The following is a 15,567-nucleotide window of genomic DNA, read 5'->3' as shown; positions in this document are numbered from 1 at the left end:
GGGCGTGTACTACGTGTGCGCAATCTAATCCACAAAATCAGGATGACCCGGCGGATCGCCTTTGATTTGCCGTGTTCTTCACCCGCGTCGCCGACGAGGGTGGGACGGTTTGCCTGACCGACTAACTATCCACAACGGAGCCCCTACTACATGACCATCACCTCAACCGAGAAGTCCGGTACCCCCGTAGTCGCGATTAACGACATCGGTACCGCCGAGGACTTCCTCGCAGCAGTCGACGCCACCATCAAGTACTTCAACGACGGAGACCTCGTCGAAGGTACCGTCGTCAAGGTCGACCGCGACGAAGTCCTGCTCGACATCGGTTACAAGACCGAAGGTGTCATTCCCTCCCGCGAGCTTTCCATCAAGCACGACGTTGACCCCGGAGACGTCGTCTCCGTTGGCGATCAGGTCGAAGCCCTGGTGCTCACCAAGGAAGACAAAGAAGGCCGTCTGATCCTCTCCAAGAAGCGCGCTCAGTACGAGCGTGCCTGGGGCGACATCGAGAAGGTCAAGGAAGAAGACGGCGTCGTCACCGGTACCGTCATCGAGGTTGTCAAGGGTGGTCTTATCCTCGACATCGGCCTGCGCGGCTTCCTGCCCGCATCCCTGGTCGAGATGCGCCGTGTGCGCGACCTTGCTCCGTACATCGGTCAGCAGATCGAAGCCAAGATCATCGAGCTGGACAAGAACCGCAACAACGTTGTGCTGTCCCGCCGTGCCTGGCTCGAGCAGACCCAGTCCGAGGTCCGCTCCACGTTCCTCAACAAGCTGGAAAAGGGCCAGGTTCGTCCCGGCGTCGTTTCCTCCATCGTCAACTTCGGTGCCTTCGTGGACCTGGGCGGCGTAGACGGCCTGGTTCACGTTTCCGAGCTGTCCTGGAAGCACATCGACCACCCGTCCGAGGTTGTCGAAGTTGGCCAGGAAGTCACCGTCGAGGTTCTCGAGGTCGACCTGGACCGCGAGCGCGTCTCCCTGTCGCTCAAGGCTACGCAGGAAGATCCGTGGCAGACCTTCGCCCGCACCCACGCCCTCGGCCAGGTTGTTCCGGGTAAGGTCACCAAGCTGGTTCCGTTCGGCGCGTTCGTTCGCGTTGAAGACGGCATCGAAGGCCTGGTCCACATCTCCGAGCTCGCCGTGCGCCACGTTGAGCTGGCCGAGCAGGTTGTCTCCGTTGGCGACGAGCTCTTCGTCAAGGTCATCGACATCGACCTCGAACGCCGCCGCATCTCGCTGTCCCTCAAGCAGGCCAACGAGGGCGTCGACGCCGAGTCCACCGAATTCGATCCGGCTCTCTACGGCATGGCCGCTGAGTACGACGAAGAGGGCAACTACAAGTACCCGGAGGGCTTCGATCCGGAGTCCAACGAGTGGCTTGAAGGCTACGAGACGCAGCGCGCCGCCTGGGAGCAGCAGTACGCTGACGCCCAGACCCGCTGGGAAGCCCACAAGAAGCAGGTTGCCCAGCACGCTGCCGACGACGCTGCCGCTGCAACGTCCGGCGAGAGCGACTCCGGCACCACCAGCTACTCCTCCGAGCCGGCTGCAGCCGAGACCGGTGCAGGCACGCTTGCATCGGACGAAGCCCTCGCCGCTCTGCGCGAGAAGCTGACCGGCAACTAATTGCCACCGGCCCGGGTCGTCCCGGGCCAAGCAAAGCGGGTCCCTGCCACGTGCAGGGGCCCGCTTTGGGTTAAGCGGCGGGTTCCTGCGGGGCCGCGCGGGCTTGGGGGCATGCCCAGTCCTCGGCCCGGGGAATGGACACAGTACGAATATGTCCAGTGGCCCGGGCGGGCGCCGGGCATGTTCCTTGCACTGAGGGAGGCACGGGATGCCGCGGGGGGCATGCCCAGTCCTCGGCCCGGGGAGTGGACATAGTACGAATATGCCAGTGGCCCGGGAGGGCGCCGGGCATGTTCCTTGAGGCATGGGTTGCCAGGCCGGGGGACATGCCCACTTTTCAGCCCGGGGAGTGGACATAGTACGAATATGTCCAGTGGCCCGGCCGGGCGCCGGGCATGTTCCTTGCACTGAGGGAGGCGCGGGATTCCGCCGGGGGGACATGCCCAGTCCTCGTCCAGGGGAGTGGACACAGGACGAATACGTCCAGTGGCCCGGGCGGGCGCCGGGCATGTTCCTTGAATTTTGAGGGCCACGCGGGGAGTCGGGGTGGCCCCGCGACTGTTCAGGGCGCGGAGCTGAGGATCCGGTCCGTGGCCTCGTCGGGGACTCCGCCGAAGTACTTGTCCAGGATCTGCTGGAACACTACTTCGTCGGGCGCGGCCCGGAGGAACAGGGTCGACGACGAGTGCAGTTTCCGTGCGTCGATGCCTCCCAAAATCTGCTCCGCGCTTCGGCCGTCGACGGCGAGGATCGCCCGGGCGCAGTCCAGCAGGCGGGCACCCAGGACCGGGTGGTTCAGGAAAGCACGTGCTTCATCCAAGGATGAAATGGCATATTTGCGTGAGGTCGGGCTCTGTCCCAGCCCGGCTATTTGCGGAAAGATGAACCACATCCAGTGGCCGTGCTTGGATCCGGCCCGGAGTTCCGACAGCGCACCCTCATAGGTTCCCGCAGAGTCCTGGGCTTCCACGAAGCGTGAGAGGTCGAAGGGGTCGTTCACGTAGATTCTCCTAATTCGCTGTTTCACAGCCCGGTAGCTGCGCCGGCGCCGGAACGGTCTTTTGCGCCGGAACATGGCCTTTCCCTCATCCAACCACTCTTCCGGCGTCCCGGGGGAGGGCATGTCCGTTCCTGGGCACGGGCGGTGGGCATAATGGCATTATGCCCATTGCCCGGTGTGGGCGCTGGGCATGTCCCTCGGCGGGGGCAGAACCCGGGCACGTCCCCTCCCCGTGGCGGAGCAAGGTTTCTGGGGGAGCATGTCCATTCTTGGGGCCGGGCACTGGGCATGTCCACACCCGCGGCTACCCCAGCTTGAAACGCGCGCTGACCCGCCGCCCGTCGGCTGCGAGCTCGGCACCCGCGGAACGCAGCAAGGCCTGGGCCGCGACATTCCCGGGGGTCGTTTCCGCCTCCAGCAGGTCCGCCCCGGCCGCCGCGGCCTCGGCCTTGACCAGGCGCAATGCCTCCCGGCCGATGCCGCGCCCGCGGAAGCTCCGGCCTAGCCAGATCCCGGTCTCCAATGCGCCGCCGTCCTGCGGGAACGTCCCGGGCCGGGCAGCCGGAACCCGCAGCAGCCGGATGGAACCGGCCAGCTCGCCGTCGGCCGTGATTGCCCAGGTTTTCTGCCGCGCCGGGCCGTCGAGCCCTGCCGCGGCGGCGTGGTGGTAGTCGCGGAACCAGCTGATCCGTTCGGTGTTCCAACCCTCGGCGGTCCCCAGCGGCGGGGTGACCTCGTCGGCGTCGGCGTCGTGCAGCGCCACCGCCAATAGCCGCTCCAGCACCGGGTCCGTCACGTCCACGAGCGCCACCACGGGCACCGGTTCAGTTGATGGCAACATCGATCCACTCCGTTTCTCCGGGCAGCAGCACGGCGCTTCCGGCCGAGAGGGCCGCGAGGCGATCAGCGGCCTGCGCCAGCGCAACGGGTTCGTCCGGCAGGGCCAGCCGAAGAACCGTCGTCTGCGCATCATAGCTGGTGCCGGCCATCACATACCCGGCCGCGCGCAACTCATTCTCGAGCCGGCCGGCGGAGGCGTGTGGCACCGGCACGGCACAGATCCGCAGCCGCTGGCGCCGCACCAGCGGCGCGAGCTCCAGCGCGGCGGACACCGATTCGGAGTAGGCCCGGACCAGTCCGCCCGCGCCGAGCAGGATCCCGCCGAAATAGCGGACGACGACGGCGGTCACGTCGCTGAGGTCCGTCATGCCGGGCCCGGTTTCGCGTTTCAGCAGTGCCTCCAGCATCGGGATGCCGGCCGTGCCGGAGGGTTCGCCGTCGTCGTTGGAGCGCTGCACCGCGCGGTCCGGGCCGAGGATGAAGGCCGAGCAGTGGTGCCGGGCGTCGTGGAATTCCCGGCGCAGGCCAGTGACCAGGGCGCGGGCGCTTTCCTCGTCGGCGGTGCGCTGGAGCACGGTGATGAAGCGGGACCGTTTGATCTCCAGCTCGTGGCGGAAGCCGCCGCCGGCCGCCGGTGTGGTGTAAACGGTGGCTCTGCTTTCCGGAGAAACCGCGTCGACTGGCACTGCTTCAGTTTAGTCTGGTGGAGTGCTGAAGATCGGTTTGACGGGCGGCATCGCCTCAGGGAAGTCAGTGGTCGCGTCGCGGCTGCGCGAGCTGGGTGCCGTGCTGGTCGACGCCGACGCGCTGGCCCGCGAGGTGGTCGAGCCGGGGACGCCCGGGCTGGCGCGGGTGGTGGAAGCCTTCAGTTCCTCCATCCTGGCCCCCGACGGCGCCCTCGACCGTGCCCGCCTGGGCGCCCTCGTCTTCGGCAACCCCGAACGCCTGGCAGTGCTCAACGGCATCATCCACCCCCTCGTCAGGGAGCGCGCCGCCGCCCTCGCCGCCGGCGCCCCGAAAGGCGCAGTCGTGGTCCAGGACATCCCGCTCCTGGTCGAGACCGGCCAGGGCGCCAACTTCCATCTCGTGGTGGTCGTGGACGCCCCGGAGGACGTCCGGGTGCGGCGCATGGTTGAACACCGGAAGATGACGGTCGAAGAGGCCCGCTCCCGAATGGCCGCCCAGGCCACGCGGGAGGCCCGGTTGGCGGCTGCCGACGTCGTCCTGGACAACTCAGGCTCCAAGGAGGAACTCCGGGACGCGGTGGACCGGCTCTGGGAGCGCCGGCTGCTCCCGTTCGCGGAGAACCTGACCAAGCACCGGATGGCCCCGCGCTCCGGCGGCCCGGTGCTCAGCCCCGCCAATCCGGACTGGCCGGCCCAGGCCTCCCGGATCGCCGCCCGTCTGCGCGCCGTTGCCCCACAGGACATCTTCGCCGTGGACCACATCGGTTCCACCGCGGTCCCGGGCCTCGAGGCCAAGGACGTGCTGGACCTGCAGCTCACCGTCCGGGACCTGGCGACGGCGGACCGACTGGAGCCGCTGCTGGCCGCGGCGGGCTACCCGCGCTGGCCGGGCATCGGCCCGGACAACCCCAAGCCCGCCCACCCCGACCCGGCCGACTGGGACAAGCGCGTGCACGGCAGCGCGGACCCCGGCCGGCCCGTGAACCTGCACATCCGGGCCGCGGGATCGCCCGGCTGGCGGTACGCTCTATGCTTCCGCGATTGGCTGCGCGACGACGCCGGGGCGCGCGCCGACTACCTTGCGGAGAAGCGCCGCGCGGCCCGGCGGCACGGCGTGGACAAGTCCACCGCGGCCTACGCCGCGGACAAGGAGGAGTGGTTCACCGCCTACGCCGCCCCGCGGATGGAAGAGTGGGCCCGGCGCACCGGCTGGCTGCCGCCGTCGTACGACGCACCCTGACCGGCGGGTACAGCCCAAAGCTGAATCAGGGCTTCCTGTCGGAGGGCGGCGGTAGATTAGTAACATGAGCCTTGCCCAGGAAATCAACCGTGTCGTGGCGCCCTTCGAGGTCATCAGCGAGTTCAAGCCCGCCGGGGACCAGCCCGCCGCGATCGCCGAACTGACCGAGCGCATCCAGAACGGCGAGAAGGATGTGGTGCTCCTCGGCGCCACCGGTACCGGTAAAAGCGCGACGACGGCGTGGCTGATCGAACAGGTGCAGCGGCCCACCCTGGTGATGGTGCAGAACAAGACCCTCGCCGCCCAGCTGGCCAACGAATTCCGCGAACTGCTGCCGAACAACGCGGTGGAGTACTTCGTTTCCTACTACGACTACTACCAGCCGGAAGCCTACGTGGCCCAGACGGACACCTTCATCGAGAAGGACTCCTCCGTCAACGAGGAAGTCGAACGGCTCCGGCACTCCGCCACGAATGCGCTGCTGACCCGGCGCGACGTGATTGTGGTTGCCACCGTTTCCTGTATCTACGGCCTCGGCACCCCGGAAGAATACATCGCCGGCATGGTGACCCTGCGCAAGGGCGCCCAGATGAACCGCGACGACCTGCTCCGGAAATTCGTCTCCATGCAGTACACCCGCAATGACATGGACTTCCACCGCGGCACGTTCCGGGTCCGGGGCGACACCGTGGAAATCATCCCGATGTACGAGGAACTCGCGATCCGGATCGAGTTCTTCGGCGACGAGATCGAGAACATCTACACCCTGCATCCGCTGACCGGAGAAGTGCTCCGGGACGAGACCGAAATGTACGTCTTCCCCGCCTCGCACTACGTCGCGGGACCGGAACGGATGGCCCGGGCGATCAAGCGGATCGAGGACGAACTCGCCGACCGCCTCAAGGTCCTGGAGAGCCAGAACAAGCTGGTCGAGGCCCAGCGGTTGCGAATGCGCACCACCTATGACCTGGAAATGATGCAGCAGATGGGATTCTGCAACGGCATCGAGAACTATTCCTCGCACATCGACGGCCGCGCCCGCGGAACCGCGCCACACTGCCTTATCGACTACTTCCCGGACGACTTCCTGCTGGTCATCGACGAATCCCACGTCACCGTGCCGCAGATCGGCGCCATGTATGAGGGCGACATGTCCCGCAAGCGAAACCTTGTGGACCACGGCTTCCGGCTGCCCTCGGCGATGGACAACCGCCCGCTCAAGTGGGACGAGTTCCAGGACCGCGTGGGCCAGACCGTCTACCTGTCCGCAACCCCGGGCAAGTACGAGCTCGGCAAGGCAGACGGCTTCGTGCAGCAAATCATCCGACCCACCGGCCTGATCGACCCCGAGGTCATCGTCAAGCCCACCAAGGGCCAGATCGATGACCTGCTGGGCGAAATCCGCACCCGCACCGCGAAGAACGAACGCGTCCTCGTCACCACGCTGACCAAACGGATGGCCGAGGACCTCACCGACTACCTGCTGGGCCACGGCGTGAAGGTCGAGTACCTGCACTCCGACGTCGACACGCTGCGCCGCGTGGAGCTGCTCCGTGAACTGCGGATGGGCGTCTTCGACGTCCTGGTCGGCATCAACCTGCTCCGGGAGGGCCTGGACTTGCCCGAAGTGTCGCTGGTGAGCATCCTGGACGCGGACAAGGAAGGCTTCCTGCGCTCGGCGACCTCGCTGATCCAGACCATCGGCCGTGCCGCACGTAACGTGTCCGGCCAGGTCCACATGTACGCGGACCGGATTACCGATTCGATGGCGCAGGCCATCGACGAGACCAACCGCCGCCGCGCCATCCAGGTGGCCTACAACACGGAAAAGGGCATCGACCCGCAGCCGCTGCGCAAGAAGATCGCCGATATCACCGACCAGCTGGCCAAGGAGGACGCGGACACCCGCGAACTGCTGGCCAGCGCGGGCAAGGCGCGCGGCAAGGGCAAGGGCGGCTCCAAGGTCCGCGCCGACGGCCTTGCGGCCGCCCCGGCCGAGGACCTGGTGGGCCTGATCGAACAGCTGACCGAGCAGATGCACGCCGCCGCCGGCGAGCTGCAGTTTGAGCTCGCCGCCAGGCTGCGCGACGAGGTCGGGGATCTCAAGAAGGAGCTGCGCCAGATGCAGTCGGCCGGGCACGCCTAGGGTAAAGTGGATCAGACGTAGGGGAGTATCCCAAGCGCTACGATCGTCAACACGCACGGCACAGATGCCCTGCCGGGCGTAGCGGGCAGCGAATCGGCACCTGATGGCGACAGCCACGGTGCGGCAGCTTAGCCGGAGAGACTTACACCGCTTAGTTGTACCCTGCGAAAGGTATCTTCGTGCCCGAACTTCCCGTCTGGTTCGAGATCGGCTCCTTCGTCGTTCTCGGAATCATCCTCGCCATCGATCTACTCCTGGTGCTGAAGCGGCCGCATGAACCCTCCATGAAGGAAGCCGGCCTGTGGGTCTCCTTCTACATTGCGCTGGCCCTGGTCTTCGCCGGAGCCATGTTCCTCTTCACCGGCCCGGAGTATGGCGGCCAGTTCATCGCCGGCTGGGTGACGGAGTACAGCCTCAGCATCGACAACCTGTTTGTCTTCATCATCATCATGGCGCGCTTCTCGGTACCCCGTAAGTACCAGCAGGAAGTGCTCATGGTCGGCATCATCATCGCCCTGATCCTGCGCGGCATCTTCATCCTGCTCGGCGCGATCGTGATCGAGCAGTTCAGCTGGGTCTTCTACATCTTCGGCGCCTTCCTGCTGTGGACCGCCTGGAAGCAGGCCCAGGACGAAGGCGAGGACGAGGAAGATAAGGAAAACCCGCTGATCGCCCGGATCCGCCGGATCCTGCCGATGTCCGAGAAGTTCGACGGCGGCAAGCTGCGCACCGAAGTCGACGGCAAGAAGGTCTTCACTCCGATGCTGATCGTCTTCGTGACCATCGGCATGACCGACCTGCTCTTCGCGGTGGACTCCATCCCGGCCATCTTCGGCCTCACCCAGAGCGCGTTCATCGTCTTCACCGCCAACATCTTCGCCCTGATGGGTCTGCGCCAGCTCTACTTCCTGCTCGGCGGCCTGATGAACCGGCTCATCTACCTCAAGCACGCGCTCTCGGTCATCCTCGCCTTCATCGGCGTCAAACTGGTGCTGCACGCCATGCACGTCAACGAACTTCCCTTCATCAACGGCGGCAAGCACATCGAATGGGCCCCGGAAATCCCGACCTACGTTTCGCTCGGGGTGATCATCGGCACCATCATCATCGCGGTCGTCGCCAGCCTGGTCAGCTCCAAGGCGTCGAAGGCCAAGCTGGATGCCCGGCTCGAAGAGGACTCGCGCAAGAGCCTCACCGACGCCGAGTAGCGCCCCCGGCGGCCCTGCACGGGCTAAGCTCGGAGCGTGAAAAGCTTTGACGCCGCGACGGCGGCCGGTACGGCGCTGCACCCGCAACGGGTGCAGCGCCGTACCGTTGTGATGCTCAGTGCCGCCCAGTTGCTCAGCGGCGTCGGCGGCGGCGCCAGCCTTTCCGTCGGCTCGCTGCTGGCCGTCCAGCTCTCCGGCTCGAACGCCTGGGCGGGCTCGGTCACCACCACCATGACGCTCGCCGCCGCGCTGACCGCGCTGCCGCTTGCCGGGCTGGCCGGCCGGCGGGGACGCCGGGCAGCCCTCGTGACCGGGCTCCTGTCCGCCATGAGCGGCGCTGTGCTGGTGATCCTGGCGACCGTCACCGCCTTCTTCCCGTTGCTGCTGCTGGGCGCCGCCATGCTGGGCCTCGGCACGGCGGCCAACCTGCAGGCCCGCTTCGCCGCCGTCGACCTCGCAGAGCCGGAACACCGCGGACGGTCCCTCGCGATCGTGGTGTGGGCCGTGACCGTCGGCGCCGTGGCCGGGCCGAACCTCATCCAGCCCGGCGCGATGGTGGGGCAGGCCCTCGGCCTGCCGCCGATTTCCGGGCCGTTCGTGTTCTCGACCGCCGGACTGGCCCTCGCCGCCTTGCTGCTGTTCATCGGGCTGCGCCCGGATCCGCTGCTGCTGGCTGCCCGGATCCGCACAGTGGACGAGGAGCCGGCGAAAGGGACAGCGGCAACCCGGGGCAAGCATGCCCTGCGCAACGGACTGCGCGCGGTCCGTTCCTCCCCGCGCGCCCGGCTGGCGCTGCTCGCCGTCGTCGCGGCGCACGGCTGCATGGCCGCCGTGATGTCCATGACGCCGCTGCATCTGCAACTGCTCACCGAGGGCCCGATGGCCGGTCACGCCGCGGAGCACGCCCACACCGCCGGCACGGACGTCTTCGTGCTGATCGGCTTCACGATCTCGCTGCATATCGCCGGCATGTACGCCCTCTCACCGGTGATGGGCTGGCTCACCGACCGGGTCGGCCGGCTCCCGGTGATCCTGCTGGGCCACGGGCTGATCCTGCTCGCCGTCTGCGTCGCGGGCTTCGGCCAGACGCAGCCGGCCCTGGTCACCGTCGGACTGGTGCTGCTGGGGCTGGGCTGGTCGGCGGCCACCATCGCCGGTTCCACCCTGCTCGCGGAGAGTGTCGCGGTCGGCGAGCGGGTCCTCGTGCAGGGCGTGTCGGACACCCTGATGGGCGTCGCGGGCGCTGTTGGCTCGGGCTTCGCCGGTCTCGTGATGAGCGGAATCGGCTACCAGGGATTGAACCTCGTGGCGGCCGTCGTGGCTGCCGCGGTCCTGGCCGTGGTCTTCCAGGCGGCGGCGCGGTCACGCCGCAACCCGGAGCCTGCCGGGGCCTGAACCCCCGGCCGGGTAGCCGCGGACGCCGTCAGGCGCGCGTCGCGCGGGCCATGCCGAGCAGCCGGCCGAAGATCGCCTCGCCGTCGTCGGCGATGCCGTCGTGGTGGAACTCAGCGGACTCCCACACCTGCAGGCCGCGCACGGCGGCTGCAGTCTCCAGCGACAGGTCCCGGTCCACGTAGATGTCGTCCGTGTACACGGCGGCGGCCACCGGAATGTTGTTCAGGGCCAGCCGCTCGGGGTCGTAGAGCGGTTTCCAGTCGTCCTTCTCGGCGAGCAGCTGCGCCACGGTGCGGAGCGGACGGAGGGCCGGATCCTGTTCGAAGTACCAGGGATAGACCATCTCGCCGGTTAGCAGCGGGGCGGCGGCGTCCGGGCGGAACTCCGGGAAGTCCTGGAGCACCCGCAGTGCAGCCCAGTCGGTGGCCTCGCCCTGGCCGTAGATGGATTCGTGCATGAGGGCGTACAGCGGGTTCGACGCGCGGGAGACAAGCCCGCGGACCTGCTCCAGGAAGCCGTCGGAGAGCCGGTCGCCGTCGGGGGTGCTGACGAAGGCATCCTCCAGCAGGTGGTGCAGCCCGTCCACCCGGGTGTTGCCGCCCAGGTAGAAACCCACCATCTGGAAGCGCTCCACGGTGAGCCTGCTGCCGTCGGGCAGGTACTCCTCGAAGTCGCGGAGGTGCCCGGCGATGCGGCTGACCAACTCCCGGTCCTGCGGGTACCAGCCGAAGTATTCGGCGTTGCGCGCTGCCACGCGGCGGAAGGTTGCCTGGTAGACCCGGTCCGCGGGGCCGGTCAGGGGCGCGAGGCCGCCGGTGATCAGCGCCTCGCGCAGCCCCTCGGGGGCGAAGGACAGGTAGCTCAGCGCGCAGAAGCCGCCGTAGCTCTGCCCGTAGATAGTCCAGGGCGCGGCGCCGAGGGTCCGCCGGATCGCCTCCGCGTCCGCCACAATCGAGTCGGCGCGGAAGTGCTCGAGGTACTGCGCCTGGTCCCGGTCGCTCCCCCGCAGCGGGAGGGTCTTGCGGTCGATGGGGGAGGAGAGCCCGGTGCCGCGCTGGTCCAGCATCAGGATGCGGAAGTCCTTCGCCGCGGCCTTGCTCCAGCCGCCCAGCGCGGGGAAGCGGTTGCCGCGGCCGCCGGGACCGCCCTGCAGGTACAGCAGCCACGGCAGTTCCGCGGCGGCCTCCTCGCTGTGGTCCGCGGAGACGTATTCCCGGGCGAAGACGGTGATCGTTTCGCCGTCGGCGCCGAAGTGGTCCAGCGGTACTTCAAAGTAATGCTCCGCGGTGCGCATGCCGCGGTAGTCGTGCCTGGCCTTGACGATGTGCGGGACGGAGGCCGTCTGAGTCGACGTTGTGTCAACCACGGGCGTTAGCCGTCCGGGCGCCGGCGAATGCGTCCAAGGCGTCGCCGGTGAGCCGGAAGGTGGACCATTCGTCCATCGGGGCCGCGCCGAGGTTCTTGTAGAAGGCGATCGAGGGCTCGTTCCAGTCCAGCACGCTCCACTCCACCCGGGCGTAGCCGCGCTCCACGGCGGTGGCGGCCAGGTGCTGCAGCAGTGCCTTGCCGTGGCCGGCGCCGCGGGCTTCCGGCATGACGTAGAGATCCTCGAGGTAGATCCCGTGCACGCCTTCCCAGGTGGAGTAGTTCAGGAACCACAAAGCGAAGCCCTGGACGTCGCCGGCCTCATTCTCGGCCATGGTCGCGTACACGCGTGGGTTCTCGCCGAACAGTACCTGCGTGAGCATCTCGGGGGTGTTCCGGACGGCGTCCGGCTCCTTTTCGTAGATGGCCAGGTCATGGATCATCTGCAGGATGGCGGGAACGTCGGGGGCGGTGGCCGGGCGGATTACACTCATGGTCGCCAGTTTACTAGCGGCTACAGGCGGTTCACGTCGATCACGCGCACGACGGCGGTGCCGGTCTCGTCCGAGGCGGCCAGGTCCACCTCGGCGGAGATGCCCCAGTCATGGTTGCGGGCCGGGTCGTCGAAGATCTGCCGGACCTTCCAGACGCCCGGCTCCTCGGTGATGATCAGCAGGCCCGGACCGCGTGCGTCCGGGCCGGTGCCGATGTCCTCGTGCTCCTCGAAGTAGTCGTCCAGCGCGTCCTCCCAGCGCTCCGCATCCCAGCCGGAGCCGGCGTCGAGTTCGCCCAGCGCGGTGGCGGCCTCGTCCGCGAACAGTTCCACCCGGCGGAACATTTCGTTGCGGACCATCACCCGGAAGGCGCGGATATTGGAGGTCAGCGACGGCGGCGGGGGCGGCGGGGCATCGTGCCGGGTCGGGGCGGCGCCGGAGGTGAGTTCCTCCCATTCGTCCAGCAGGCTTGAGTCCACCTGGCGGACCAGCTCGCCGAGCCACGCGATCAGGTCCTCAAGGTCCTCGCGCAGCGCGTCCTGCGGCACCGTCTGCCGGAGTGCCTTGAAGCCGTCAGCCAGGTAGCGCAGCACAATGCCCTCGGAACGGGCCAGGCCGTAGAACTGCACGAATTCGCCGAAGTTCATTGCCCGTTCGTACATGTCCCGGATCACGGACTTGGGGGCGAGTTCGAAGTCGCCGATCCACGGCGCCGCCTTGCGGTACACGTCGAACGCCTCGCCGAGGATCTCCGCGAGCGGCTGCGGGTAGGTAACCTCCTCGAGCATGGCCATGCGCTGGTCGTACTCGATCCCGTCGGCCTTCATCGCGGCAATCGCCTCCCCGCGGGCCTTCTTCTGCTGCGCGGACAGGATCTGCCGCGGCTTCTCCAGCGTCGACTCGATCACCGAGACGACGTCGAGGGCATACGACGGCGACTCCGGATCCAGCAGCTCCAGGGCCGCCAGGGCGAAGGGGGAGAGCGGCTGGTTCAGGGCGAAGTTCGCCTGCAGGTGGACCGTGAGCCGGACGCTGCGGCCGTCCGGGCCTTGTTCCGCGGGCGGGATGCGTTCGACGACGCCGGCGGCCAGCAGCTCGCGGTAGATGCCCAGCGCTCTTTTCATCAGCTGCAGCTGCGCGGCGCGCGTCTCGTGGTTTTCGGTCAACAGGCGGCGCGCGGCCTTGAACGGGTCGCCGGGGCGTTCCATCAGGTTCATCAGCATCGCGTGGGTGACGGTGAAGCTGGAGCCCAGCGGGTCCGGCACGGAATCCACCAGCCGCTTATAGGTGGGTTCGCCCCAGGACACAAACCCCTCCGGCGGCTTCTTCTTGACGACCTGGCGCAGCTTCTTCTGGTCGTCGCCGAACTTCGCCGTGGCCTTGGCCATCGCCTTGACGTTCTCGATCACATGCTCGGGCGCCTGGACCACCACCGTCCCGGCGGTGTCATAGCCGGCCCGGCCCGCCCGGCCCGCGATCTGGTGGAACTCACGCGAATTCAGCAGGCGGGTGCGGACGCCGTCGTACTTGCTCAGCGCGGTCAGGAGCACGGTGCGGATGGGAACGTTGATGCCGACGCCCAGAGTGTCCGTGCCGCAGATGACCTTGAGCAGACCGGCCTGGGCCAGCTGTTCGACGAGCCGGCGGTACTTGGGCAGCATGCCGGCGTGGTGCACGCCGATGCCGTGCCGGACCAGCCGGTGGAGGGTCTTGCCGAAGCCCGCGGCGAAGCGGAAGCCGGCGATCAGCTCGGCGATCTTGTCCTTTTCCTCGCGGGTGCAGACGTTGATGCTCATCAGGTTCTGGGCCCGGTCGATCGCCTCGAGCTGGCTGAAGTGCACCACGTAAACCGGCACCTGCTTGGTGGAGAGCAGCTCCTCCAAGGTCTCGTGCACGGGGGTCTGCTGGTAGTAGAAGTGCAGCGGAATGGGCCGTTCCGCGGAGCTGACGGTCGTCGTCTGGCGTCCGGTCAGCTCGGTGATGCCCTCCTCGAAACGGCTCACGTCGCCGAGCGTGGCGGACATCAGCAGGAACTGGGCCTGCGGGAGTTCCAGCAGCGGCACCTGCCAGGCCCAGCCGCGCTGCGGATCGGAGTAGAAGTGGAACTCGTCCATGATCACCGCGCCAAGCTCCGCGGCGGATCCCTCGCGCAGGGCGATGTTCGCCAGGATTTCCGCGGTGCAGCAGATGATGGGCGCGTCCTGGTTGACGCCGGAATCGCCGGTGATCATGCCGACGTTTTCGGCGCCGAAGATCTCGCACAGGGCGAAGAATTTCTCCGAGACGAGGGCCTTGATCGGTGCGGTGTAATAGCTGCGCGCCCCGCGGGCCATGGCCTGGAAGTGCGCCGCGATCGCCACCAGCGACTTGCCCGAACCGGTGGGGGTCGCCAGGATGACGTTGGCGCCTGCGGCCAGCTCCATGATGGCCTCGTCCTGGGCGGTGTAAAGGGCCAGGCCGCGGCTCTCCGTCCATTCGACGAACCGGGTGTAGAGCTCATCCGGATCGAGCCCGCTCCTGCCGGGAACTCGGGCGGCCGGGGCGGGGAGCTGATCAACAAGTTTCATTGCTTTCCAGCTTAGTGGCCCGCGGCGCGGCCGGCTGCCTGCCTCCGGGGTGGCATCCCGCGGCCAGACACCCGGGCCGGAAACCCGGGCCGACACCCGGCCCGACACCCGGGCCGGCATCCCGCGGTGCGGCGGCGGCGCCCCGGGGCCGCTGCCGGGTTAGGCTTCGGCTGACGGCCCGAGCGGTGAAGCGAGGAATGCATGAAGTGGGATCCAGCCAAGTACGTGCAGTTCGGCGACTATCGGGACCGGCCGTTCTTCGACTTGACCGCCCGCATCCACGCCGAGGCTCCGCGGCATGTCGTCGACCTTGGCTGCGGACCGGGAAGCCTGACCGCCACGCTGGCGGCGCGCTGGCCCGGCGCCGCGGTGCAGGGGCTGGACTCCTCCGCCGAAATGCTCGCGAAGTCAGCCCCCTTCGCAGCCGCGGCGGACAACCTTTCCTTTGGCCTGGCGGACATCGCCGCGTGGATGCCCGCGCCGGATACCGACGTCGTCGTCACCAACGCCGCCCTGCAGTGGGTGCCCGGGCATCGGGAGCTGCTGCCCCGCTGGCTTGGGGCGCTGCGTCCGGGAGCATGGTTTGCGCTCCAGGTGCCGGGCAATTTCAACGCCCCCTCGCACACCCTCATGCGGACGCTCGCCGATTCGGATGAGTGGTCCGCCCGACTGGCCGGAGTGCTGCGGCATAACGACGTGGTGGGCGAGCCTGCGGATTACCTCGAACTGATGCTCGACGCCGGCTGCGATGCCGACGCCTGGGAGACCACGTACCTCCAGCTCCTGCCGGGCGCCGATCCGGTGCTTGAGTGGGTGCGGGGGACTGGCCTGCGCCCGGTGCTGGCCGCGCTCACGCCGGAAGAGGCCGCCCGGTTCGAGCGGGACTACGCGCGGCTGCTGAACGAGGCTTACCCGCCGGGCGGCCACGGAACGGTTTTCCCCTTCCGGAGGGTCTTCGCCGTGGGCCGCAAGCGGAGCTGAGAGGGTGCCGGACCTGCCG

General features: G+C 67.9%; 12 protein-coding genes. 6 read left to right on the top strand and 6 right to left on the bottom strand.

What is annotated here, in order from left to right; translation table 11 throughout:
* The first annotated feature begins 150 nt into the window (after positions 1-150).
* Positions 151-1,626, top strand: coding sequence for a 30S ribosomal protein S1 (gene rpsA / locus AC1DB8_RS07150; protein ID WP_175323298.1), 1,476 nt, complete (start codon positions 151-153; stop codon positions 1,624-1,626).
* A gap of 562 nt (positions 1,627-2,188) precedes the next feature.
* Here rpsA and AC1DB8_RS07145 read toward each other — a convergent pair.
* From AC1DB8_RS07145 to AC1DB8_RS07135, 3 genes are all read right to left on the bottom strand, one after another.
* On the bottom strand, positions 2,189-2,626 hold the full coding sequence (locus AC1DB8_RS07145) for a DUF1810 domain-containing protein (protein ID WP_476892592.1): 438 nt from the start codon (positions 2,624-2,626) through the stop codon (positions 2,189-2,191).
* Positions 2,627-2,930: 304 nt separating this feature from the next.
* Positions 2,931-3,467 (bottom strand): GNAT family N-acetyltransferase, encoded by a 537-nt coding sequence (locus AC1DB8_RS07140; RefSeq protein ID WP_441418672.1) that lies wholly within the window; start codon positions 3,465-3,467, stop codon positions 2,931-2,933.
* A complete protein-coding gene (locus tag AC1DB8_RS07135) occupies positions 3,451-4,152 on the bottom strand; it encodes an IMPACT family protein (protein WP_476892591.1) in 702 nt (233 codons plus the stop codon). The genes AC1DB8_RS07140 and AC1DB8_RS07135 overlap by 17 nt, the downstream gene beginning before the upstream one ends.
* A 22-nt stretch (positions 4,153-4,174) precedes the next feature.
* On the opposite strand from AC1DB8_RS07135, the gene coaE reads away from it, so the two are divergent.
* The 4 genes from coaE to AC1DB8_RS07115 all read left to right on the top strand — a co-directional run bounded on the left by coaE (position 4,175) and on the right by AC1DB8_RS07115 (position 10,141).
* On the top strand, positions 4,175-5,392 hold the full coding sequence (gene coaE / locus AC1DB8_RS07130; protein WP_441418674.1) for a dephospho-CoA kinase: 1,218 nt from the start codon (positions 4,175-4,177) through the stop codon (positions 5,390-5,392).
* Positions 5,393-5,456: 64 nt separating this feature from the next.
* Positions 5,457-7,538 carry an excinuclease ABC subunit UvrB gene (gene uvrB, locus AC1DB8_RS07125; RefSeq protein WP_441418675.1) on the top strand — a complete coding sequence of 694 codons (2,082 nt, stop codon included), beginning with the start codon at positions 5,457-5,459 and terminating at the stop codon, positions 7,536-7,538.
* A gap of 179 nt (positions 7,539-7,717) precedes the next feature.
* Entirely contained in the window at positions 7,718-8,746 is a 1,029-nt protein-coding gene (locus AC1DB8_RS07120) for a TerC family protein (protein WP_346958166.1), read from the top strand.
* 111 nt (positions 8,747-8,857) lie between these two features.
* A complete protein-coding gene (locus AC1DB8_RS07115; protein ID WP_441418750.1) occupies positions 8,858-10,141 on the top strand; it encodes an MFS transporter in 1,284 nt (427 codons plus the stop codon).
* 28 nt (positions 10,142-10,169) lie between these two features.
* On the opposite strand, the gene AC1DB8_RS07110 is transcribed toward AC1DB8_RS07115, so the two are convergent.
* The 3 genes from AC1DB8_RS07110 to AC1DB8_RS07100 all read right to left on the bottom strand — a co-directional run bounded on the left by AC1DB8_RS07110 (position 10,170) and on the right by AC1DB8_RS07100 (position 14,567).
* Positions 10,170-11,435, bottom strand: a complete 1,266-nt coding sequence (locus AC1DB8_RS07110) for an alpha/beta fold hydrolase (protein ID WP_476892681.1) — start codon at positions 11,433-11,435, stop codon at positions 10,170-10,172.
* A 64-nt stretch (positions 11,436-11,499) separates the two neighbouring features.
* On the bottom strand, positions 11,500-12,000 hold the full coding sequence (locus AC1DB8_RS07105; protein ID WP_441418676.1) for a GNAT family N-acetyltransferase: 501 nt from the start codon (positions 11,998-12,000) through the stop codon (positions 11,500-11,502).
* Positions 12,001-12,020: 20 nt separating this feature from the next.
* Positions 12,021-14,567 carry a DEAD/DEAH box helicase gene (locus tag AC1DB8_RS07100; protein WP_441418677.1) on the bottom strand — a complete coding sequence of 849 codons (2,547 nt, stop codon included), beginning with the start codon at positions 14,565-14,567 and terminating at the stop codon, positions 12,021-12,023.
* A 201-nt stretch (positions 14,568-14,768) separates the two neighbouring features.
* Between AC1DB8_RS07100 and AC1DB8_RS07095 the strand changes: the two genes are divergently transcribed.
* Positions 14,769-15,548, top strand: a complete 780-nt coding sequence (locus AC1DB8_RS07095; protein ID WP_441418678.1) for a trans-aconitate 2-methyltransferase — start codon at positions 14,769-14,771, stop codon at positions 15,546-15,548.
* The last annotated feature ends 19 nt before the right edge of the window (positions 15,549-15,567 follow it).

The organism is Arthrobacter sp. 10N410 (assembly GCF_056394945.1).
This window is presented reverse-complemented; position numbering and strand designations above follow the sequence as displayed.